This is a genomic window from Streptococcus pseudopneumoniae, assembly GCF_001072315.1.
GTDB classification, from domain to species: Bacteria; Bacillota; Bacilli; order Lactobacillales; family Streptococcaceae; genus Streptococcus; species Streptococcus pseudopneumoniae_R.
In genome coordinates, this window is the sequence record NZ_JVLI01000026.1 from 1 (window position 1) to 21,848 (window position 21,848).

General features: G+C 42.7%; 22 protein-coding genes and 1 pseudogene. All 23 read left to right on the top strand.

The features are described from left to right. The first annotated feature begins 366 nt into the window (after positions 1–366). The 23 genes and pseudogenes from ADH54_RS01150 (at position 367) to purB (ending at position 21,684) form a co-directional block, all read left to right on the top strand. Positions 367–540 (top strand): class IIb bacteriocin, lactobin A/cerein 7B family, encoded by a 174-nt coding sequence (locus tag ADH54_RS01150; RefSeq protein ID WP_049523572.1) that lies wholly within the window; start codon positions 367–369, stop codon positions 538–540. A 123-nt stretch (positions 541–663) separates the two neighbouring features. Beyond that, on the top strand, positions 664–816 hold the full coding sequence (locus ADH54_RS10995; RefSeq protein ID WP_001180498.1) for a class IIb bacteriocin, lactobin A/cerein 7B family: 153 nt from the start codon (positions 664–666) through the stop codon (positions 814–816). A gap of 24 nt (positions 817–840) precedes the next feature. After that, positions 841–996 carry a hypothetical protein gene (locus ADH54_RS12115; RefSeq protein ID WP_000732247.1) on the top strand — a complete coding sequence of 52 codons (156 nt, stop codon included), beginning with the start codon at positions 841–843 and terminating at the stop codon, positions 994–996. 364 nt (positions 997–1,360) lie between these two features. Continuing rightward, positions 1,361–1,561, top strand: coding sequence for a hypothetical protein (locus ADH54_RS12320; protein WP_049523574.1), 201 nt, complete (start codon positions 1,361–1,363; stop codon positions 1,559–1,561). A gap of 144 nt (positions 1,562–1,705) precedes the next feature. Next, positions 1,706–3,859 carry a peptide cleavage/export ABC transporter ComA gene (gene comA, locus ADH54_RS01160; RefSeq protein ID WP_049523576.1) on the top strand — a complete coding sequence of 718 codons (2,154 nt, stop codon included), beginning with the start codon at positions 1,706–1,708 and terminating at the stop codon, positions 3,857–3,859. 12 nt (positions 3,860–3,871) lie between these two features. Continuing rightward, entirely contained in the window at positions 3,872–5,221 is a 1,350-nt protein-coding gene (comB, locus tag ADH54_RS01165; protein ID WP_049523577.1) for a competence pheromone export protein ComB, read from the top strand. Between the two features lie 169 nt (positions 5,222–5,390). After that, on the top strand, positions 5,391–6,098 hold the full coding sequence (purC, locus tag ADH54_RS01170; RefSeq protein WP_000043295.1) for a phosphoribosylaminoimidazolesuccinocarboxamide synthase: 708 nt from the start codon (positions 5,391–5,393) through the stop codon (positions 6,096–6,098). A gap of 1 nt (position 6,099) precedes the next feature. Next, on the top strand, positions 6,100–6,243 hold the full coding sequence (locus tag ADH54_RS12710; RefSeq protein WP_080980739.1) for a phosphoribosylaminoimidazolesuccinocarboxamide synthase: 144 nt from the start codon (positions 6,100–6,102) through the stop codon (positions 6,241–6,243). Positions 6,244–6,299: 56 nt separating this feature from the next. Continuing rightward, complete coding sequence (locus tag ADH54_RS01175) at positions 6,300–10,025, top strand: phosphoribosylformylglycinamidine synthase (protein ID WP_049523579.1); 3,726 nt, start codon at positions 6,300–6,302, stop codon at positions 10,023–10,025. A 92-nt stretch (positions 10,026–10,117) separates the two neighbouring features. Next, positions 10,118–11,560 (top strand): amidophosphoribosyltransferase, encoded by a 1,443-nt coding sequence (gene purF / locus ADH54_RS01180; protein WP_000220647.1) that lies wholly within the window; start codon positions 10,118–10,120, stop codon positions 11,558–11,560. 36 nt (positions 11,561–11,596) lie between these two features. Continuing rightward, entirely contained in the window at positions 11,597–12,619 is a 1,023-nt protein-coding gene (purM, locus tag ADH54_RS01185; protein ID WP_049523581.1) for a phosphoribosylformylglycinamidine cyclo-ligase, read from the top strand. After that, complete coding sequence (gene purN / locus ADH54_RS01190) at positions 12,616–13,167, top strand: phosphoribosylglycinamide formyltransferase (protein WP_033675665.1); 552 nt, start codon at positions 12,616–12,618, stop codon at positions 13,165–13,167. The genes purM and purN overlap by 4 nt, the downstream gene beginning before the upstream one ends. 44 nt (positions 13,168–13,211) lie before the next feature. Next, positions 13,212–13,676, top strand: coding sequence for a GNAT family N-acetyltransferase (locus ADH54_RS01195; protein ID WP_049523583.1), 465 nt, complete (start codon positions 13,212–13,214; stop codon positions 13,674–13,676). Position 13,677: 1 nt separating this feature from the next. Further along, positions 13,678–13,831: pseudogene (locus tag ADH54_RS01200) on the top strand (bifunctional phosphoribosylaminoimidazolecarboxamide formyltransferase/IMP cyclohydrolase); the annotation flags it as partial. A 71-nt stretch (positions 13,832–13,902) separates the two neighbouring features. Then, entirely contained in the window at positions 13,903–14,412 is a 510-nt protein-coding gene (locus ADH54_RS01205) for a VanZ family protein (protein WP_049523586.1), read from the top strand. Between the two features lie 24 nt (positions 14,413–14,436). Next, complete coding sequence (gene purH / locus ADH54_RS01210) at positions 14,437–15,984, top strand: bifunctional phosphoribosylaminoimidazolecarboxamide formyltransferase/IMP cyclohydrolase (protein ID WP_049523588.1); 1,548 nt, start codon at positions 14,437–14,439, stop codon at positions 15,982–15,984. A gap of 10 nt (positions 15,985–15,994) precedes the next feature. Then, the gene (locus ADH54_RS01215; protein ID WP_049523590.1) at positions 15,995–16,651 is read left to right on the top strand and encodes a hypothetical protein; all 657 of its coding nucleotides are present in this window, start codon (positions 15,995–15,997) and stop codon (positions 16,649–16,651) included. A 188-nt stretch (positions 16,652–16,839) separates the two neighbouring features. Further along, positions 16,840–18,105 carry a phosphoribosylamine--glycine ligase gene (gene purD, locus ADH54_RS01220; RefSeq protein WP_049523592.1) on the top strand — a complete coding sequence of 422 codons (1,266 nt, stop codon included), beginning with the start codon at positions 16,840–16,842 and terminating at the stop codon, positions 18,103–18,105. Between the two features lie 264 nt (positions 18,106–18,369). After that, positions 18,370–18,486 (top strand): phosphoribosylaminoimidazole carboxylase, encoded by a 117-nt coding sequence (locus ADH54_RS12330; protein ID WP_078156178.1) that lies wholly within the window; start codon positions 18,370–18,372, stop codon positions 18,484–18,486. Between the two features lie 32 nt (positions 18,487–18,518). After that, positions 18,519–19,010: a 5-(carboxyamino)imidazole ribonucleotide mutase gene (purE, locus tag ADH54_RS01225; protein ID WP_049523595.1), complete on the top strand. Its 492-nt coding sequence runs from the start codon at positions 18,519–18,521 to the stop codon at positions 19,008–19,010. Further along, on the top strand, positions 18,997–20,088 hold the full coding sequence (gene purK, locus ADH54_RS01230) for a 5-(carboxyamino)imidazole ribonucleotide synthase (RefSeq protein ID WP_049523597.1): 1,092 nt from the start codon (positions 18,997–18,999) through the stop codon (positions 20,086–20,088). The genes purE and purK overlap by 14 nt, the downstream gene beginning before the upstream one ends. 9 nt (positions 20,089–20,097) lie before the next feature. Next, complete coding sequence (locus ADH54_RS01235) at positions 20,098–20,325, top strand: hypothetical protein (RefSeq protein ID WP_049523598.1); 228 nt, start codon at positions 20,098–20,100, stop codon at positions 20,323–20,325. Between the two features lie 63 nt (positions 20,326–20,388). Further along, entirely contained in the window at positions 20,389–21,684 is a 1,296-nt protein-coding gene (purB, locus tag ADH54_RS01240) for an adenylosuccinate lyase (RefSeq protein ID WP_049523600.1), read from the top strand. The last annotated feature ends 164 nt before the right edge of the window (positions 21,685–21,848 follow it).

Here is a 21,848-nt window from a genome sequence, read left to right on the forward strand (position 1 = left end):
TTTTTTCGAATAGATAAGTAAGAGGAAAAGGAAAGGAGCCTAGTTCATGTATCTACCAATTTTTTATCCGTGGTTTGCTAAATTATTTTTCACATAAATTTAATTTAGTTGTACATTTTCGAATTATTTTTCGAATAAATAAGTGAGACGAAAAGGAAGGAGACTACGCGATGTATTTACCAATCTTATTGCCATGGTTTATCAAATGGTATTTAAAATAAATGAAATTTACCTGTTCATTTTAAATCACTTCTCAAATAGATAAGTGAGAAGAAAAGGAATTCAGTAATTTATCTATTCTGGTTTTTAAAATGGTTTAAGATCCAGAAATCGTAAACTAAAAAATAGAAATAAAGGAGAAAAAAGATGACAAATTTTAACAAAATGGAACAGAACTTTGTAGCTCTTACAGAAGAAGAGTTGATGAATGTGGATGGGGGAATTATTCCGATAGCAGTAGCAGCTAGTATTATTGCAGGTTCAGCATTTGCTGGTTTAAGTGCAGGAGTAGCTATTGGAATTAGTCGAAACAAGAGATAATGAGAGAATCAATGAAGTTTTCAAACGAATTTGCGGCTGTTATTATATCAGCCTCAGGAATAGTGGGTTTATTAGTAGGAGTAGCTATTGGATTAGCTAGTATTATTTAAAAAGGAGTATATCATGCAAAATTTGAATCAATTTGAAATCGTAAAGCAAAATGAATTAGAGCAAGTACAAGGCGGAGTGGGTTTATTGATTGTTATCGGAGGCTCATTACTTGCTGCAGGTGGAGCTGGGGTAGCTGGTTATTGGTTATCTCGTACGTTTGGTTAATATATTTAAAGGAGTAGGTGGGATATGAAAAAATTAGAAGAAAAATTTGAGATCATGGCAGAAGCAGATTTGGCTAGTACCGAGGGTGGACTTATTATTACTACTTCTACAGCTATCGCTTGGGGTGTTTTAGGAGTTGTTGCCTATATGTACGGTCGTCATCTAGGAAGCAGACGTTAATTTTAACAATTTGATACATATTTTATTAAAGAATGTAAGAAAAACTATGAATCGTAATTTAGAACGGTATAATCTATTCTGACTATGAATAGATCATACCAGAGGTGGCTTAGAAATAGCAGGGACATTAAAAATTGAAGTAACTTTAAATAGGATGTCGTAAATGTTACTATCAATGATTTATTTGTTCCAAGCTTGCCTAGGGTGTCAGTAAAAATCAATTTCCTTTCATACCATATTTTTAGTAGGTAGGACGCTTGTTCTACCTATTTTTATCCAAAAAGTGCAGTTGAGGTGTTTATTTGGAGTTTTACATATATTTTTGATAAAATAGGTATAGAAATTGGAAAAGTGGAAGAAAAAAATGAATAAGATTTTAAAATATTTTTTAGTATTTGTTTTTCTATTTTTGATAAATATTTTCATCTTTAAGATACTAGCAACTCTGGGATTTCAGCTGACAATGAGTGAAAAGAGTTATATTGTACCACCACTGTTTTCGATTATCGTTTTGTACATGATTGACAAAAGAATTAGGAAGAAAAAGAATAAATATATATTTTAGGTAGGACGTTTGTTCTACTTATTTTTTATCCAAAAAGTGCATTTGGGAGGTAGATAGGCGCATTTGGGAAGGAAGTCCAGTTTTTGTTTGGGGATTGGGGTAAGATAGTTGTTATCAGATGAGTTTAGGAAAAAGGAGATGAATATGAAATTTGGGAAACGTCACTATCGTCCGCAGGTGGATCAGATGGACTGCGGTGTAGCTTCATTAGCCATGATTTTTGGCTACTATGGTAGCTATTATTCTTTGGCTCACTTGCGAGAATTGGCCAAGACGACCATGGATGGGACGACGGCTTTGGGCTTGGTCAAGGTGGCAGAGGAGATTGGTTTTGAGACGCGAGCAATTAAGGCGGATATGACGCTTTTTGACTTGCCAGATTTGACTTTTCCTTTTGTTGCCCATGTGTTTAAGGAAGGGAAATTGCTCCACTACTATGTGGTGACTGGGCAGGATAAGGATAGCATTCATATTGCCGATCCAGATCCTGGGGTGAAATTGACCAAACTGCCACGTGAGCGTTTTACGGAAGAATGGACAGGAGTGACTCTGTTTATGGCACCTAGTCCAGACTACAAGCCTCATAAGGATCAAAAGAATGGTCTGCTCTCTTTTATCCCTATATTAGTGAAGCAGCGTGGCTTGATTGCTAATATCGTTTTGGCAACACTCTTGGTCACCTTGATTAATATTGTGGGTTCTTATTATCTGCAGTCTATCATTGACACCTATGTGCCAGATCAGATGCGTTCGACGCTGGGGATTATTTCTATTGGGCTGGTCATTGTTTATATTCTCCAGCAGATTTTGTCTTATGCTCAGGAGTATCTCTTACTTGTTTTGGGGCAACGCTTGTCGATTGACGTGATTTTGTCCTATATCAAGCATGTTTTTCACCTGCCTATGTCCTTCTTTGCGACACGCAGGACAGGGGAAATTGTGTCTCGTTTTACAGATGCTAACAGTATCATCGATGCACTGGCTTCAACCATTCTTTCGATTTTCCTAGATGTGTCAACGGTTGTCATTATTTCTCTTGTTTTATTTTCACAAAATACCAATCTCTTTTTCATGACCTTATTGGCGCTGCCTATCTATACAGTGATTATCTTTGCCTTTATGAAGCCGTTTGAAAAGATGAATCGGGATACCATGGAAGCTAATGCGGTTCTGTCTTCTTCTATCATTGAGGACATCAACGGTATTGAGACGATTAAGTCCTTGACCAGCGAAAGTTCACGCTATCAAAAGATTGACAAGGAATTTGTGGATTATCTGAAAAAATCCTTTACCTATAGTCGGGCAGAGAGTCAACAAAAGGCTCTGAAAAAAGTTGCCCATCTCTTGCTTAATGTCGGCATTCTCTGGATGGGGGCTGTTCTGGTCATGGATGGTAAGATGAGTTTAGGGCAGTTGATTACCTATAATACCTTGCTTGTTTACTTTACCAATCCTTTGGAAAATATCATTAACCTGCAAACCAAACTTCAGACAGCGCAGGTTGCCAATAACCGTCTAAATGAGGTTTATCTGGTAGCTTCTGAGTTTGAGGAGAAGAAAACCGTTGAGGATCTGAGCTTGATGAAGGGAGAGATGACCTTCAAGCAGGTTTCCTACAAGTATGGCTATGGTCGAGACATCTTGTCGGATATCAACTTGACCATTTCCCAAGGTTCTAAGGTGGCTTTTGTGGGAATTTCAGGGTCAGGTAAGACGACTTTGGCCAAGATGATGGTTAATTTTTACGATCCAAGTCAGGGTGAGATTAGTCTGGGTGGTGTCAATCTCAATCAGATTGATAAAAAGGCTCTGCGTCAGTATATCAACTATCTACCTCAACAGCCCTATGTTTTTAACGGAACGATTTTGGAGAATCTTCTTTTAGGAGCCAAGGAGGGAACGACACAGGAGGATATCTTACGGGCGGTCGAATTGGCAGAGATTAGGGAGGATATCGAGCGCATGCCACTAAATTACCAGACAGAATTGACTTCGGATGGGGCAGGAATTTCAGGTGGTCAACGTCAGAGAATTGCTTTGGCGCGTGCTCTCTTGACAGATGCGCCGGTCTTGATTTTGGATGAGGCGACCAGCAGTTTGGATATTTTGACTGAGAAGCGAATTGTCGATAATCTCATGGCCTTAGACAAGACCTTGATTTTCATCGCCCACCGCTTGACCATTGCTGAGCGGACAGAGAAGGTTGTTGTCTTGGATCAGGGCAAGATTGTTGAAGAAGGAAAGCATGCTGATTTGCTTGCACAGGGTGGCTTTTACGCCCATTTGGTGAATAGCTAGAAAGAGGAGAGGATGAAACCAGAATTTTTAGAAAGTGCGGAGTTTTATAATCGTCGTTACCATAATTTTTCCAGTCGGGTGATTGTCCCCATGTTCCTTCTGCTTGTGTTTTTACTTGGATTTGCAACTGTTGCAGAGAAGGAGATGAGTTTATCCACTAGAGCGACTGTCGAACCTAGTCGTATCCTTGCAAGTATCCAGTCTACTAGCAACAATCGCATTCTTGTTAATCATTTGGAAGAAAATAAGCTGGTAAAAAAGGGAGAACTATTGGTTCAATATCAAGAAGGGGCAGAGGGTATCCAAGCAGAGGCCTATGCTAGTCAGTTGGACATGCTCAAGGATCAAAAAAAGCAATTGGAGTATTTGCAGAAGAGCTTGCAAGAAGGGGAGAACCACTTTCCAGAGGAGGATAAGTTTGGCTACCAAGCCACCTTTCGCGATTACATCAGTCAAGCAGGCAGTCTTAGGGCTAGTACATCGCAACAAAATGAGACCATCGCGTCCCAGAATGCAGCAGCTAGCCAAACCCAAGTTGAAATCGGCAACCTCATCAGTCAAACAGAGGCTAAAATTCGCGATTACCAGACAGCTAAGTCAGCTATTGAAACAGGTGCTTCCTTGGCCAGTCAGAATCTAGCCTACTCTTTCTACCAGTCCTACAAGTCTCAGGGCGAGGAAAATCCGCAAGCTAAGGCACAAGCAGTTGCGCAAGTTGAAGCGCAGCTTTCTCAGTTAGAATCTAGTCTTGCTACTTACCGTGTCCAGTATGCAGGTTCAGGTACCCAACAAGCCTATGCGTCAGGCTTAAGCAGTCAATTAGAGTCCCTTAAATCCCAACACTTGGCTAAGGTTGGTCAGGAATTGACTCTTTTAGACCAGAAAATCTTGGAGGTGGAGTCAGGTAAGAAGGTACAGGGAAATCTTTTAGACAAGGGGAAAATTACGGCGAGTGAGGATGGGGTGCTTCATCTTAATCCTGAGACCAGTGATTCTACCATGGTAGCAGAGGGGGCTCTACTAGCCCAACTCTATCCATCTTTGGAAAGAGAAGGCAAAGCCAAACTAACAGCTTATCTTAGTTCAAAGGATGTAGCAAGGATCAAGGTAGGTGATTCTGTTCGCTATACGACGACTCATGATGCCAAGAATCAACTTTTTCTAGATTCTACTATTACAAGTATTGATGCGACGGCTACTAAGACTGAGAAAGGGAATTTCTTTAAAATCGAGGCGGAGACTAATCTGACTTCCGAGCAGGCTGAAAAACTTCGATATGGGGTGGAAGGTCGCCTGCAGATGATTACGGGCAGGAAAAGTTACCTACGTTATTATTTAGATCAATTTTTGAACCAAGAGTAACGTTCGTGTTTTTAGAGTTAAATGATTTTTAAACTGTGAGAAAGATTCTTCTTGCAGTTTTTTCTTTACGATTTTTGAAATACGCCTGGTATTTATTCGGTTAAATTCTTGTATTTTTTGGTTTTTTATGGTAGAATGTGCTCAAGTAATACGAAAGGCGAACTTTAAAATGTCAAAACAATTGATCTATTCGGGAAAAGCTAAAGATATCTATACAACTGAGGATGAAAATCTTATTATTTCAACTTACAAGGACCAGGCGACTGCTTTCAATGGTGTTAAGAAGGAGCAGATTGCAGGTAAGGGAGTGTTGAATAATCAGATTTCATCTTTTATTTTTGAGAAATTAAATGCGGCTGGTGTGGCGACTCACTTTGTGGAGAAGCTTTCAGACACGGAACAACTCAATAAAAAGGTTAAGATTATTCCTTTGGAAGTCGTGCTTCGCAACTACACTGCTGGTTCCTTTTCAAAACGTTTTGGTGTGGATGAGGGTATCGCATTTGAGACTCCGATTGTCGAATTTTACTATAAAAATGATGATTTGGATGACCCATTTATCAATGACGAGCATGTGAAATTTCTACAGATTGCGGATGACCAGCAGATTGCCTACTTGAAGGAAGAAACTCGCCGAATCAATGAACTTTTGAAGGCCTGGTTTGCTGAGATTGGGCTTAAGTTGATTGACTTTAAGCTAGAGTTCGGTTTTGATAAGGATGGAAAGATTATCTTGGCAGATGAATTTTCACCAGATAACTGCCGTTTGTGGGATGCGGATGGTAACCACATGGATAAGGATGTTTTCCGTAGGGGACTAGGTGAATTAACCGATGTTTATGAAGTTGTTTGGGAGAAGTTGCAAGGTTTGAAATAATCTGTTTGCAACGGAAAACCTTCGTCTCTCAACTAAAAGGACTCAGGCTGAAAAGGTCCCCCAGACCTTTTTACTCCGTAGGGGATTGGGAGAACTGACAGACGTTTACGAGATCGTCTGGGAAAAGTTGCAGGAATTGAAATAACAACCTCAAGGCTGTTTGGGAACATTGCAAGAGCTGAAATAAAGGAATAAGGATTGATGGATAAACGTATTTTTGTTGAAAAAAAGGCTGATTTTCAGGTCAAGTCAGAGAGTTTGGTGAGAGAACTCCAGCACAACTTGGGACTTTCAAGCTTGAAAAGTATTCGCATCGTGCAAGTGTATGATGTATTTGACTTGGCAGAGGACCTGTTTGCACCTGCAGAGAAACACATCTTCTCTGAGCAGGTGACAGACCATGTTTTGGACGAAGCGGCTGTGCAGGCGGATCTTGCCAACTATGCTTTCTTTGCGATTGAAAGCCTGCCAGGGCAGTTTGACCAGCGTGCAGCTTCTTCGCAAGAAGCCTTGCTTTTGTTGGGAAGTTCGAGTGATGTGACGGTCAATACAGCTCAACTTTACTTGGTCAATAAAGATATTGATGCGACTGAGTTGGAAGCGGTCAAGAACTATCTGCTCAACCCAGTTGATTCTCGTTTCAAGGATATTACGGCAGGGATTGCCAAGCAGGAATTTTCTGAGTCAGACAAGACCATTCCTAAATTGACTTTCTTTGAAAGCTATACAGCAGAAGACTTTGCTCGCTACAAGGCCGAGCAAGGGATGGCCATGGAAGTGGATGATTTGCTCTTTATCCAAGACTACTTTAAGTCAATCGGGCGCGTGCCGACGGAAACAGAACTCAAGGTTTTGGATACTTACTGGTCTGACCACTGCCGTCACACGACTTTTGAGACAGAGTTGAAACAGATTGATTTCTCAGCTTCTAAATTCCAAAAGCAATTGCAGTCAACATATGACAAGTATATTGCCATGCGTGATGAGTTGGGACGTACGGAAAAACCGCAAACCTTGATGGATATGGCTACTATTTTCGGTCGATATGAGCGTGCTAATGGACGTTTGGATGATATGGAAGTGTCAGATGAAATCAATGCTTGCTCTGTCGAAATTGAAGTGGATGTTGATGGTGTGAAAGAACCATGGCTCCTCATGTTTAAAAATGAAACTCACAACCACCCAACGGAAATTGAGCCATTTGGTGGGGCGGCTACTTGTATCGGTGGAGCCATTCGTGACCCATTGTCAGGTCGTTCCTACGTTTACCAAGCTATGCGGATCTCGGGTGCCGGTGATATTACAGCACCGATTTCGGAAACGCGTGCTGGTAAGCTGCCACAACAAGTCATTTCTAAAACAGCGGCTCATGGTTATTCTTCATACGGTAACCAGATTGGGCTTGCAACAACCTACGTTCGTGAGTACTTCCACCCAGGCTTTGTAGCTAAACGTATGGAACTTGGTGCCGTTGTTGGTGCGGCTCCCAAGGGCAATGTGGTCCGTGAAAAACCGGAAGCTGGTGATGTCATTATCCTCCTTGGAGGTAAGACTGGACGTGATGGTGTCGGTGGTGCGACAGGTTCTTCTAAGGTTCAAACAGTTGAGTCTGTGGAAACTGCTGGAGCTGAAGTTCAAAAAGGAAATGCCATCGAAGAACGCAAGATTCAACGACTTTTCCGTAATGGCGATGTGACTCGTCTTATCAAAAAATCAAATGATTTTGGCGCTGGTGGTGTCTGTGTAGCTATTGGTGAATTAGCAGACGGTCTTGAAATCGACCTTAACAAGGTGCCTCTTAAATACCAAGGCTTGAATGGTACCGAAATTGCCATCTCTGAATCTCAAGAACGGATGGCTGTGGTGGTTCGTCCTGAGGATGTAGATGCCTTCGTTGTAGAATGTAACAAAGAAAATATTGACGCTGTTGTCGTGGCGACAGTAACTGAAAAACCAAATCTGGTTATGCACTGGAATGGCGAAACGATTGTAGACTTGGAACGCCGTTTCCTTGACACCAATGGTGTGCGCGTGGTCGTTGATGCCAAGGTTGTGGACAAGGATGTCAAACTCCCAGAAGAGCGTACAACAAGCGTAGAAACACTTGAAGCTGATACCCTTGCGGTTCTATCTGATTTGAACCATGCGAGTCAAAAAGGATTGCAGACTATCTTTGATTGCTCTGTTGGTCGTTCAACGGTCAATCACCCACTTGGTGGTCGCTATCAACTCACTCCAACTGAGGCTTCTGTGCAGAAATTACCAGTGCAACACGGTGTGACTCATACTGCGTCTGTTATAGCTCAAGGATTCAATCCATATGTCGCAGAATGGTCTCCATACCACGGTGCTGCTTATGCGGTTATCGAAGCAACTGCTCGTTTGGTGGCTGCTGGTGCAAACTGGTCTAAGGCTCGTTTCTCTTACCAAGAGTATTTCGAGCGTATGGATAAACAAGCAGAGCGTTTTGGTCAGCCAGTAGCAGCTCTTCTAGGCTCTATCGAAGCACAGATTCAGCTTGGCTTACCATCTATCGGTGGTAAGGACTCTATGTCTGGTACTTTTGAAGAATTGACAGTGCCACCAACCTTGGTCGCTTTTGGGGTGACGACAGCGGATAGCCGTAAGGTGCTTTCGCCAGAGTTCAAGAATGCTGGTGAAAACATCTACTACATCCCAGGCCAAGCACTCTCAGCAGAGATTGATTTTGACTTGATTAAGTCTAACTTTGCTCAGTTTGAAGCCCTTCAAAAGGCTCACAAAGTGACATCTGCATCAGCTGTCAAATATGGTGGTGTAGTTGAAAGTTTGGCTCTTGCTACCTTTGGAAATCATATCGGTGCAGAAGTAACCTTGCCTGAACTTGAAACGGCCTTGACAGCTCAATTGGGTGGATTTGTCTTCACATCTCCTGAAGAAATTGCTGGAGTAGAGAAAATCGGTCAAACAAGTGCAGACTTTACACTGACTGTAAACGGTGTGAAGCTAGATGGACAGAAACTTGACAGTGCCTTCCAAGGAAAACTGGAAGAAGTTTACCCAACAGAATTTGCCCAAGCGAAAGAACTGGCTGAAGTACCAGCTGTGGCATCAGATGTTGTGATTAAAGCAAAAGAAAAGGTTGAAAAACCTGTGGTTTACATCCCAGTCTTCCCAGGAACCAACTCAGAATATGACTCAGCCAAGGCCTTTGAGAAAGAAGGTGCAGAGGTTAACTTGGTGCCATTCGTGACACTCAATGAAGAAGCCATTGTCAAGTCAGTTGAAACTATGGTTGACAACATCGGCAAGGCTAACATCCTCTTCTTTGCAGGTGGTTTCTCAGCTGCGGACGAGCCAGATGGTTCAGCCAAGTTTATTGTCAATATTCTGCTTAATGAAAAAGTGCGTGTAGCTATTGATAGCTTTATCGCCCGTGGTGGATTGATTATCGGTATCTGTAATGGATTCCAGGCCCTCGTCAAATCAGGTCTTCTTCCATACGGGAACTTTGAAGATGCCAAAAGTACTAGCCCAACTCTCTTCTACAATGATGCCAACCAACACGTGGCCAAGATGGTAGAAACTCGGATTGCCAATACCAACTCACCATGGTTGACTGGTGTGCAAGTGGGCGATATCCACGCTATTCCTGTTTCGCACGGTGAAGGGAAGTTTGTCGTGACAGCTGAGGAATTCGCAGAGCTCCGTGATAATGGACAAATTTTCAGCCAATATGTTGACTTTGATGGAAAACCAAGTATGGATTCTAAGTACAATCCAAATGGTTCTGTCCATGCCATCGAAGGAATTACCAGCAAAAACGGTCAAATCATCGGTAAGATGGGGCACTCAGAACGCTATGAGGACGGTCTTTTCCAAAACATCCCAGGAAATAAAGACCAGCACCTGTTCGCATCAGCGGTTAAATATTTTACTGGAAAATAAAACTTACAGATTTTCTAATAGATAGTATCAGTAATGTAAAAGTCATGTAGATTTATCTCTTGACGATTGCAAATGAAAATTAGGTATAAAAAATGACATACGAAGTAAAATCTCTTAATGAAGAATGTGGTGTTTTCGGTATCTGGGGGCATCCAGATGCTGCTAAATTGACCTATTTTGGTCTCCACAGTCTTCAACACCGTGGTCAGGAGGGGGCAGGAATCCTCTCCAATGATCAGGGACAATTGAAGCGCCATCGTGACATGGGACTTTTATCAGAAGTCTTCAGAAATCCTGCTAATTTGGATAAATTGACAGGAACTGGTGCGATTGGTCACGTGCGTTATGCGACTGCTGGCGAAGCTTCTGTAGATAATATCCAGCCCTTCCTCTTCCGTTTTCACGATATGCAGTTCGGCTTGGCTCATAATGGAAATCTGACCAATGCAGCCTCTCTCAAGAAAGAACTGGAACAAAGAGGAGCGATTTTCAGCGCGACTTCGGACTCGGAAATCTTGGCTCACCTCATTCGTCGGAGTCACAATCCGAACTTGATGGGAAAAATCAAGGAAGCGCTCAGCCTTGTCAAAGGTGGTTTTGCCTATATCTTGCTGTTTGAGGACAAGTTGATTGCTGCCCTTGACCCCAATGGCTTCCGTCCGCTTTCTATCGGGAAAATGGCTAACGGAGCAGTAGTCGTTTCTTCCGAAACATGTGCTTTTGAGGTCATTGGTGCTGAGTGGATTCGTGATTTAAAGCCAGGTGAGATTGTGATCATTGATGACAAGGGCATCCAGTATGACAGCTATACAGATGATACCCAGTTAGCAATCTGTTCTATGGAGTATATCTATTTTGCCCGCCCTGATTCTAATATCCACGGTGTCAATGTCCATACGGCTCGTAAACGTATGGGTGCCCAATTGGCGCGTGAATTCAAGCATGAGGCGGATATCGTGGTCGGTGTGCCCAATTCTTCCCTCAGCGCGGCTATGGGATTTGCTGAAGAGTCCGGGCTACCAAATGAAATGGGCCTCATCAAGAACCAATACACCCAACGTACCTTTATCCAACCGACTCAAGAATTGCGGGAGCAAGGGGTGCGGATGAAACTCTCTGCTGTTTCAGGCGTTGTAAAAGGCAAGCGTGTGGTTATGATTGATGACTCTATTGTACGTGGAACAACCTCTCGTCGGATCGTTCAACTCTTGAAAGAAGCGGGTGCAACTGAGGTTCACGTTGCTATTGGCAGTCCAGCGCTAGCTTATCCATGCTTCTATGGAATTGATATTCAGACCCGTCAGGAGCTAATTGCGGCCAATCATACGGTCGAAGAAACGCGCCAAATCATTGGTGCGGACAGTCTGACTTATCTTTCTGTTGAGGGGTTGATTGATTCAATTGGTATTGAAACGGATGCGCCAAATGGTGGTCTCTGTGTTGCTTATTTTGACGGTGACTACCCGACACCTCTCTATGACTACGAAGAAGACTATCGTCGAAGTTTGGAAGAAAAGACCAGTTTTTACAAATAGATAATAGATCCTCCATTAAAGAAAAGGAATATAAAAATGGCAAATAAAAATGCGTACGCTCAATCTGGTGTGGATGTTGAAGCGGGTTATGAAGTTGTTGAACGGATTAAAAAGCACGTGGCTCGTACGGAGCGTGCAGGTGTCATGGGAGCTCTTGGTGGCTTTGGTGGTATGTTTGACCTTTCAAAGACTGGGGTTAAAGAACCCGTCTTGATTTCAGGGACTGACGGTGTCGGAACCAAGCTCATGTTGGCTATCAAATACGACAAGCACGATACTATCGGTCAGGACTGTGTAGCCATGTGTGTCAATGATATCATCGCTGCGGGTGCGGAACCCCTCTATTTCCTTGACTACGTAGCGACAGGGAAGAATGAACCAGCTAAGCTAGAACAAGTTGTCGCTGGTGTGGCAGAAGGTTGTGTGCAGGCAGGCGCTGCCCTCATTGGTGGAGAAACGGCTGAAATGCCTGGCATGTACGGCGAAGATGACTATGACTTGGCTGGTTTTGCGGTCGGTGTGGCTGAAAAATCTCAAATCATTGACGGTTCAAAGGTGGCAGAAGGAGATATTCTTCTCGGACTTGCTTCAAGTGGGATTCATTCCAATGGTTACTCTCTCGTCCGTCGTGTTTTTGCCGACTACACAGGTGAGGAAATCTTGCCAGAATTGGAAGGTAAGAAACTTAAGGAAGTTCTTCTTGAGCCGACTCGTATCTATGTCAAGGCTGTCTTGCCGCTCATCAAAGAAGAGTTGGTCAACGGCATTGCCCACATCACTGGTGGTGGCTTTATCGAAAATGTCCCTCGTATGTTTGCAGCTGAATTGGCTGCTGAGATTGAAGAAGACAAAGTTCCAGTCTTGCCAATCTTCAAAGCTCTTGAAAAATATGGTAAAATCAAACATGAAGAAATGTTTGAAATCTTCAATATGGGTGTGGGGCTCATGCTGTCAGTTAGCCCTGAAAATGTAAGTCGTGTCAAGGAATTGTTGGATGAACCAGTCTATGAAATTGGTCGTATCGTCAAGAAAGAAAACGAAAGTGTCATCATCAAATGAAAAAAATAGCGGTTTTTGCCTCTGGTAATGGCTCAAATTTTCAGGTGGTAGCGGAACAATTTCCAGTAGAGTTTGTCTTTTCAGACCATCGTAATGCCTATGTGCTCGAACGTGCAGACAAGCTCGGCGTTCTGTCCTATGCTTTTGAACTCAAGGAGTTTGAGAGCAAGGCAGACTACGAAGCAGCCCTTGTCGAACTCTTGGAAGAACACCAGATTGACTTGGTTTGCCTAGCAGGCTACATGAAAATCGTTGGACCAACCTTATTAGCAGCTTATGAAGGCCGGATTATCAACATTCATCCAGCCTACCTGCCAGAATTTCCAGGAGCCCATGGGATTGAGGATGCTTGGACTGCTGGCGTTGCTGAGAGCGGCGTGACCATTCACTGGGTAGATTCTGGTGTGGACACTGGTAAGATCATCAAACAAGTACGTGTGCCACGGCTGGCTGATGATACCATAGCCAGCTTTGAAGAACGTATTCATGCCACCGAGTATCAGCTCTATCCTCAAGTGTTGGAGAGTTTAGGTGTGGGTAGAAGATAAGAAGTAAATCAAGTTTTGATTTTGCAATATTGCTAGGAGAAAAAATGATTGAGATAAAATTAGTAGATGAGAGCAGTTTTCAGGCAGTGCTGGATTTGAAAATATCTGAAGCTGATGAACGAGCACGTTTCGTGTCTCCAAATGTACGCTCTTTAGCTGACGCATGGCTCTACCGAGAGAATGGGGATGTGTTTCCAATGGCAATTTATTGGAATGAGCTTGTAGTTGGTTTTCTCCTGTTGGAAATAGATAAGGATGAAGCGGAATACTTTATCTGGCGGATAATGATTGGCCAGCAGTACCAAGGAAGAGGTTATGGACGAAAAACCGTGGAAGTTCTGATCAAAAAGGCTCAGATGGATAGCGCTTGCAATCATATTATCGCAGATTATGTGGTTGGAAATGAAAAAATGAAGCACCTGTTGATTAGTTTGGGTTTTCAGGAAACAGGATTTATAGAAGAAAATAATGAAGTCGCTATGCGCTTGGACCTAAAGAAAGAGGAATAGAATGACGAAAAAAGCTTTAATCAGTATCTCAAACAAAGAGGGTATTGTTGAATTTGCTCAAGAACTTAAAAAAACTCGGTTGGGACATCATCTCAACAGGTGGAACCAAGGTTGCTCTTGATAATGCTGGGGTGAGCACCATTGCCATTGATGATTCATATGATATCTTTGATTCAAAATTGGAGTCAGTGATTGTTGAAGACGGCTTCAAACGGAGGTACTTGTGATGTTAGAATCTAAAAAAACAACTCGATATGTATTTTATGTCTATCTGATGTTATTAACTTGGGGAATCTTATTTAAGTTTGAAACAAATCCTGAATTTATAGCATTTTTCTTAGCTCCAAGGTACATCAATTGGATTCCATTTTCAGAACCACTAATAGTAGATGGAAAAATTGTTTTTGCTGAAATGTTATTTAATCTGATTTCCTTTATTCCATTAGGTGTTTGTTTCCCTCTGATAAAAACTAATTTATCTAGTTTAAGAATAGTCGGGACAGGTTTCTTAATTAGTTTATTGTTTGAGTGCTTACAGTATATTTTAGCAATAGGTATAACAGATATAACGGATTTGGCTTTAAATACGCTAGGTGTTTGTGTAGGCTTACTGATTTATCAAATTTTTATAAGAGTGTTCAAATCACAGACTAGAAAATGGGTCAATATCTTAGGTATGCTTAGCCTTGGTTTTGTTTATTTTGTTTTACTGTTACTACATTTAATTGGTGTTTAACTAATGATTAAAAAGGAGAATATAATGACTAAACGCGCCTTAATCAGCGTCTCAGACAAAGCGGGCATTGTTGAATTTGCCCAAGAACTCAAAAAACTTGGTTGGGAGATTATCTCGACTGGTGGAACCAAGGTTGCCCTTGATACTGCTAGGGTGGACACCATTGCTATCGATGATGTGACTGGTTTTCCAGAAATGATGGATGGTCGTGTTAAGACCCTTCATCCAAATATCCACGGTGGGCTCCTCGCTCGTCGTGACTTGGATAGTCACCTGGAAGCGGCCAAAGACAATCAAATCGAGCTCATTGACCTTGTTGTAGTCAACCTTTACCCATTCAAGGAAACGATTCTTAAACCAGACGTGACTTACGCTGATGCAGTTGAAAACATTGATATCGGTGGGCCATCTATGCTTCGTTCAGCAGCTAAAAACCATGCCAGCGTGACAGTTGTGGTAGACCCTGCTGACTACAGTGTGGTTCTCGACGAATTGTCAGCAAATGGTGAAACTACTTATGAAACTCGTCAACGTCTGGCAGCCAAGGTTTTCCGTCACACAGCAGCTTATGATGCTTTGATTGCAGAGTATTTCACAGCACAAGTAGGTGAAGAAAAACCTGAAAAGCTCACTTTGACCTATGACCTCAAACAAGCTATGCGTTACGGTGAGAACCCTCAACAAGACGCGGATTTCTACCAAAAAGCTTTGCCGACTGACTACTCGATTGCTTCAGCCAAACAGCTCAACGGGAAAGAATTGTCCTTCAACAATATTCGTGATGCTGACGCCGCCATTCGTATCATCCGTGATTTTAAAGACCGTCCAACCGTTGTGGCTCTCAAACACATGAACCCATGTGGAATCGGTCAGGCTGATGACATCGAGACTGCTTGGGACTACGCTTATGAGTCTGACCCAGTGTCTATCTTTGGTGGTATCGTTGTTCTTAACCGTGAGGTGGATGCTGCGACAGCTGAGAAGATGCATGGTGTATTCCTTGAAATCATTATTGCACCAAGCTATACGGATGAAGCGCTAGCCATTTTGACCAACAAAAAGAAAAACTTGCGTATTCTTGCCTTACCATTTGATGCTCAAGAGGCTAGCGAAGTGGAAGCAGAATACACAGGTGTAGTCGGTGGACTCCTCGTTCAAAACCAAGACGTGATCAAAGAAAGCCCAGCCGATTGGCAAGTGGTAACCAAACGCCAACCAACTGAGACAGAAGCGACTGCCCTTGAGTTTGCTTGGAAAGCTATCAAGTATGTCAAATCAAATGGAATCATCGTGACTAATAATCACATGACACTTGGTGTTGGTCCTGGTCAAACTAACCGTGTGGCTTCCGTCCGCATCGCCATTGACCAAGCTAAAGACCGTCTTGACGGCGCTGTTCTTGCTTCGGATGCCTTTTTCCCATTTGCGGATAATGTGGAAGAAATCGCCAAAGCAGGTATTAAGGCTATCATCCAGCCAGGTGGATCGGTCCGTGACCAAGAATCTATCGAAGCTGCTGACAAATACGGCTTGACTATGGTCTTCACAGGCGTGAGACATTTTAGACATTAGGAGATTATTTATGAGAAATGTCAAGAATAAAAATATTCATGGGAATGTAAGTAATGTTGATAATTCCACAAATATAAAACAGACGACAAATATATTTCATACGAATGTAATGACTAAAGTCAATACAGGAAGCTCGACCAGTGATAATTCTGAGATTATGTGGATTATTATTTCGCTATTTGTAATATCTCTATTTATATTATTTATTGATCCCGTTAGGAATTTTCTTAACAACAACATTATTTTTATATGGACTTATCTTGTCATTGCTTCAATAGCTCCTTTATTTTATATATTTTATAAATCGGGAGAATATAGATTGAAGAATGCTATAATTGCTCTAGTTCAAACTACTATCGTGATAAGTGCTAATATAATAAACCAAAATATAAAATTCCCTGAACAACTGATAGACTATTTGAATCAATTTTCCAACGGGAAATTAGATAACCTTGTGAATGTTCTAATTAGTTATTTCCAAAATGGCAACAGTAAATTTTTCTTGTATCTATTATTATATATTGTTTGTTATGTAATGTCGATATTATCACCGCTTGTAGTTGGATATAACACTTTTAAATTTAAAAAAATACCTAATGTCATACCGTGGATAGCTTTAGTAATTTCAATATTGTTTTCATATTTTGGTATAAAAATATTACAATGATTAATGATAGCTATAATTAAAACTCGGAAGAACCGCTCTTCACAGGCGTGAGACATTTTAGACATTAAGAATGTAAAGGAAAGAAAACAGTTTCTTTCCTTTTTTGCGTAAAAACACGGAGTAAAACAAGATTAAAACGAACGTTTATGATATAATGTTAGTAAATAATTCGCAAAAGAGGTTGTAAGATGAAGCTGTTAGTTGTAGGTTCAGGTGGTCGTGAACATGCCATTGCTAAAAAGTTATTGGAGTCTAAGGACGTTGAGCAGGTATTTGTGGCTCCTGGAAATGATGGAATGACTCTGGATGGTTTGGAGTTGGTAAATATCTCCATTTCCGAACATTCTAAATTGATTGAGTTTGCAAAAGCCAACGATATTACTTGGTCCTTTATTGGTCCAGATGACGCTCTTGCTGCTGGTATCGTGGATGATTTTAACCAAGCAGGGCTTAAGGTTTTTGGTCCGACAAGATTGGCAGCGGAGCTGGAGTGGTCCAAGGATTTTGCTAAGGAAATCATGGTCAAATACGGCGTTCCAACAGCAGCCTATGGCACATTTTCAGATTTCGAGGAAGCTAAAGCCCATATCGAAAAGCAGGGGGCTCCTATCGTAGTTAAAGCGGATGGATTAGCACTTGGGAAGGGTGTTGTCGTTGCTGAAACAGTCGAGCAAGCAGTCGAAGCCGCTCATGAGATGCTTTTGGACAATAAATTTGGTGACTCAGGTGCACGTGTAGTTATTGAGGAATTCCTTGAAGGAGAGGAATTTTCACTCTTTGCCTTTGTCAATGGCGACAAGTTCTATATCATGCCGACAGCGCAAGACCACAAACGTGCCTATGATGGCGATAAGGGGCCTAACACTGGTGGGATGGGTGCCTATGCGCCAGTTCCTCACATACCACAGAGTGTGGTTGATACAGCGGTTGACACCATTGTCAAGCCAGTTCTTGAAGGCATGATTCAGGAAGGTCGCCCTTATCTTGGTGTCCTTTACGCAGGGCTTATCTTGACAGCTGATGGACCTAAGGTTATCGAGTTTAATGCTCGCTTTGGAGATCCTGAAACTCAGATTATTTTGCCTCGCTTGACATCTGATTTTGCACAAAATATCATGGATATCCTCGATGGCAAGGAGCCGAACATCACGTGGACGGACAAGGGTGTGACTCTGGGTGTAGTTGTCGCATCCAACGGTTATCCGCTAGACTATGAAAAAGGTGTCAAGTTGCCAGCCAAAACCGATGGCGACATTATCACCTACTATGCTGGGGCTAAGTTTGCGGAAAATAGCAGAGCGCTGCTCTCAAACGGCGGACGAGTTTATATGCTCGTTACCACAGCAGACACCGTCAAAGAAGCCCAAGACACCATCTACAGCGAACTCAACACACAAAACACAGAAGGTCTCTTCTACCGAACAGATATCGGAAGCAAGGCGATAAAAGATTAACAGGTACTAAATTTGTCATGGTGAGCGAAAGCGAACCAAAATAGAATAATCGTCGCAGTAGTGGAACTCCTAGTAGTTTTGCTACTAGGAGCGGAAAACTGGAGACCTAGGCTCCAGTTTTAGTAATGGAACGCCATAGGCGGTCGCTTACGTCCGCACTACATTAGACGATTATTAAAAAGAAAAATAAAAATTCACAAAAGACGTTAATGGTCGTGTGGTTTGCGAGCGTTAGCGAGCTAATATAGAACAATCACCGCTGTTGTGAAAGAACGATTGAATGACAATCCAATCGTTCAGGGAAATTGGAAGACCTTGGGCTTCCGATTTAGGCATGAGACACCTTTGGTGGCTGCTGCCGTCCCTCACAACCTAAGGTGATTGAAAAAAGAAAGGAAAGAAAAGGAAAAATTATGACTAAACCAATTATTTCCATCATCATGGGTTCAAAATCCGACTGGGCCACCATGCAAAAAGCCGCCGAAGTACTAGACCGCTTCGGTGTAGCCTACGAAAAGAAAGTTGTCTCTGCTCACCGCACGCCAGACCTCATGTTCAAGCATGCAGAAGAAGCCCGTAGCCGTTGTATCAAGGTAATTATCGCTGGCGCTGGAGGAGCAGCCCATTTGCCAGGGATGGTAGCGGCCAAAACAACCCTTCCTGTCATCGGTGTACCAGTCAAATCATGTGCGCTTAGTGGCGTGGATTCTCTTTACTCGATTGTTCAGATGCCGGGTGGCGTGCCTGTTGCGACAATGGCTATTGGTGAAGCAGGTGCGACCAATGCGGCCCTCTTTGCCCTCCGTCTCCTTTCAGTAGAGGATCAGGCTATTGCGACAGCTTTGGCAGATTATGCAGAAGAACAAGGAAAAATCGCAGAGGAGTCGACAAATGAGCTCATCTAAAACAATCGGAATAATCGGCGGTGGTCAGCTGGGGCAGATGATGGCCATTTCTGCTATCTACATGGGGCACAAGGTTATCGCGCTGGATCCTGCGGCGGATTGCCCGGCCTCTCGCGTGGCGGAAATCATCGTGGCGCCTTATAACGATGTGGACGCTCTTCGTCAGTTGGCGGACCGTTGCGATGTTCTCACTTATGAATTTGAAAATGTTGATGCAGACGGTTTGGATGCGGTTATCAAGGATGGACAACTTCCTCAAGGGACGGACCTACTCCGCATTTCCCAAAATCGTATTTTTGAAAAGGACTTTTTGTCAAACAAGGCTCAAGTAACTGTTGCTCCTTACAAAGTCGTAAATTCTAGCAATGACTTGGCTAATATCGACCTGTCTAAAAACTATGTCCTCAAGACGGCAACTGGTGGTTATGATGGGCATGGACAAAAGGTTATTCGCTCAGAAGCAGACTTGGAAGAAGCCTATGCATTAGCAGACTCAGCAGGCTGTGTTTTGGAGGAATTTGTCAACTTTGACCTTGAGATTTCTGTCATCGTGTCTGGGAATGGTAAGGATGTGACGGTTTTCCCCGTTCAGGAAAATATCCACCGCAACAATATCCTATCTAAGACCATCGTACCAGCCCGAATTTCAGCAAGTCTAGCTGATAAAGCCAAAGCCATGGCTGTGCGAATTGCTGAACAGCTGAACTTGTCAGGAACACTCTGCGTGGAGATGTTTGCGACAGCTGATGACATCATTGTCAACGAAATTGCGCCACGTCCACACAACTCAGGCCACTACTCAATTGAAGCTTGCGATTTTTCACAGTTTGACACACATATTCTCGGTGTTCTGGGAGCACCATTGCCAGCTATCCACCTGCATGCCCCAGCCGTCATGCTCAATGTACTCGGGCAGCATGTTGAGGCCGCTGAAAAATATGTCACAGGAAATCCAAGCGCTCACCTCCACATGTATGGTAAAATAGAAGCGAAGCACAACCGCAAGATGGGACATGTGACTTTGTGTAGTGATGTGCCGTATAGTGTGGGAGAGTTTGGGAAAGGGATAGATTTTTAGGACAAGTCTATGATTCAAATCATCGTTAATGCTTTTGTTGAAAAGGATAAGACTGGAGCAGTCGTGGAAGTCTTGTATGCTAGTGCTGATCAAGATAAGGTACAGGCTAAATATAAAGAACTAACTGTACAATACCCTGAAAACTATTTAGCTATCTATGATGTCCCGCTGGATACGGATTTGAATACATTAGATCACTATCCATCTGTGTTTATTGGAAAAGAGGAGTTTGAGTAGAAATCTTGTTTTACCTAGATAACTTATTCCTAACAGCTTACGAAGAAAGGAAAAATTAACAACATGATCAACCGTTACTCTCGCCCTGAGATGGCGAATATTTGGAGTGAAGAAAATAAATACCGTGCTTGGCTTGAGGTGGAAATCTTGGCTGATGAGGCGTGGGCTGAGTTAGGGGAAATCCCTAAGGAAGATGTGGCTTTGATTCGTGAGAAAGCGGGCTTTGACATCGACCGTATTTTGGAGATTGAGCAGGAGACTCGTCATGACGTGGTGGCTTTCACGCGTGCGGTTTCTGAAACGCTTGGCGAAGAGCGTAAGTGGGTTCACTATGGTTTGACTTCTACAGATGTGGTAGATACGGCCTACGGTTACCTCTACAAGCAGGCCAACGACATCATCCGTCGTGACCTTGAAAATTTCACCAACATCATCGCTGATAAGGCTAAGGAGCACAAGTTCACCATCATGATGGGGCGTACCCACGGTGTGCACGCTGAGCCTACAACCTTTGGTCTTAAATTGGCGACTTGGTACAGCGAAATGAAGCGCAATATCGAGCGTTTCGAGCATGCGGCTGCTGGTGTGGAAGCTGGGAAAATTTCTGGTGCAGTTGGAAATTTTGCCAACATCCCACCATTTGTGGAGCAATACGTCTGCGACAAATTGGGTATCCGTGCTCAGGAAATCTCTACACAGGTGCTTCCTCGTGACCTTCACGCTGAGTACTTTGCAGTTCTTGCCAGCATCGCGACTTCTATCGAGCGTATGGCAACAGAGATCCGTGGTCTTCAAAAATCTGAGCAACGCGAAGTAGAAGAATTCTTTGCCAAAGGGCAAAAAGGTTCTTCAGCAATGCCTCACAAACGCAACCCAATCGGTTCTGAAAACATGACAGGCTTGGCGCGTGTTATCCGTGGGCACATGATTACAGCCTATGAGAACGTAGCCCTCTGGCACGAACGTGATATCTCTCACTCATCAGCTGAGCGTATCATCACACCAGATACAACCATCTTGATTGACTACATGCTCAACCGTTTCGGAAACATCGTTAAGAACTTGACAGTCTTCCCAGAAAACATGATCCGCAACATGAACTCTACGTTTGGTCTTATCTTTAGCCAACGTGCTATGTTGACCTTGATTGAAAAAGGGATGACCCGTGAGCAAGCCTATGACTTGGTACAACCAAAAACAGCCTACTCTTGGGACAATCAAGTGGACTTCAAACCACTTCTTGAAGCAGATCCAGAAGTGACATCACGCCTCACACAAGAGGAAATCGACGAAATCTTTAACCCTCTTTACTACACTAAACGAGTGGATGATATCTTTGAACGTCTTGGTTTAGGATAATTAGAATAAAAATCGAATTTCTATTACTCTATTTACTGGAGTAGAAGAACTTCGGTTTTTCTTGTTTATTAAAGCTTTTTGATAAAAAGATTACCAATATTTTATACTCAATGAAAATCAAAGAGCAAACTAGGAAGCTAGCCGCAGGCTGTACTTGAGTACGG

Coding starts and splice junctions, on each gene's coding strand:
- purH (WP_049523588.1), top strand. CDS start 14,437: ATGACTAAACGCGCCTTAATCAGCGTCTCAGACAAAGCGGGCATTGTT.
- purC (WP_000043295.1), top strand. CDS start 5,391: ATGTCAAAACAATTGATCTATTCGGGAAAAGCTAAAGATATCTATACA.
- ADH54_RS12115 (WP_000732247.1), top strand. CDS start 841: ATGAAAAAATTAGAAGAAAAATTTGAGATCATGGCAGAAGCAGATTTG.
- ADH54_RS01215 (WP_049523590.1), top strand. CDS start 15,995: ATGAGAAATGTCAAGAATAAAAATATTCATGGGAATGTAAGTAATGTT.
- purF (WP_000220647.1), top strand. CDS start 10,118: ATGACATACGAAGTAAAATCTCTTAATGAAGAATGTGGTGTTTTCGGT.
- purE (WP_049523595.1), top strand. CDS start 18,519: ATGACTAAACCAATTATTTCCATCATCATGGGTTCAAAATCCGACTGG.
- purM (WP_049523581.1), top strand. CDS start 11,597: ATGGCAAATAAAAATGCGTACGCTCAATCTGGTGTGGATGTTGAAGCG.
- comA (WP_049523576.1), top strand. CDS start 1,706: ATGAAATTTGGGAAACGTCACTATCGTCCGCAGGTGGATCAGATGGAC.
- ADH54_RS01175 (WP_049523579.1), top strand. CDS start 6,300: ATGGATAAACGTATTTTTGTTGAAAAAAAGGCTGATTTTCAGGTCAAG.
- ADH54_RS01205 (WP_049523586.1), top strand. CDS start 13,903: ATGTTAGAATCTAAAAAAACAACTCGATATGTATTTTATGTCTATCTG.
- ADH54_RS01150 (WP_049523572.1), top strand. CDS start 367: ATGACAAATTTTAACAAAATGGAACAGAACTTTGTAGCTCTTACAGAA.
- ADH54_RS10995 (WP_001180498.1), top strand. CDS start 664: ATGCAAAATTTGAATCAATTTGAAATCGTAAAGCAAAATGAATTAGAG.
- comB (WP_049523577.1), top strand. CDS start 3,872: ATGAAACCAGAATTTTTAGAAAGTGCGGAGTTTTATAATCGTCGTTAC.
- ADH54_RS01235 (WP_049523598.1), top strand. CDS start 20,098: ATGATTCAAATCATCGTTAATGCTTTTGTTGAAAAGGATAAGACTGGA.
- ADH54_RS01195 (WP_049523583.1), top strand. CDS start 13,212: ATGATTGAGATAAAATTAGTAGATGAGAGCAGTTTTCAGGCAGTGCTG.
- purK (WP_049523597.1), top strand. CDS start 18,997: ATGAGCTCATCTAAAACAATCGGAATAATCGGCGGTGGTCAGCTGGGG.
- ADH54_RS12320 (WP_049523574.1), top strand. CDS start 1,361: ATGAATAAGATTTTAAAATATTTTTTAGTATTTGTTTTTCTATTTTTG.
- purD (WP_049523592.1), top strand. CDS start 16,840: ATGAAGCTGTTAGTTGTAGGTTCAGGTGGTCGTGAACATGCCATTGCT.
- purB (WP_049523600.1), top strand. CDS start 20,389: ATGATCAACCGTTACTCTCGCCCTGAGATGGCGAATATTTGGAGTGAA.
- purN (WP_033675665.1), top strand. CDS start 12,616: ATGAAAAAAATAGCGGTTTTTGCCTCTGGTAATGGCTCAAATTTTCAG.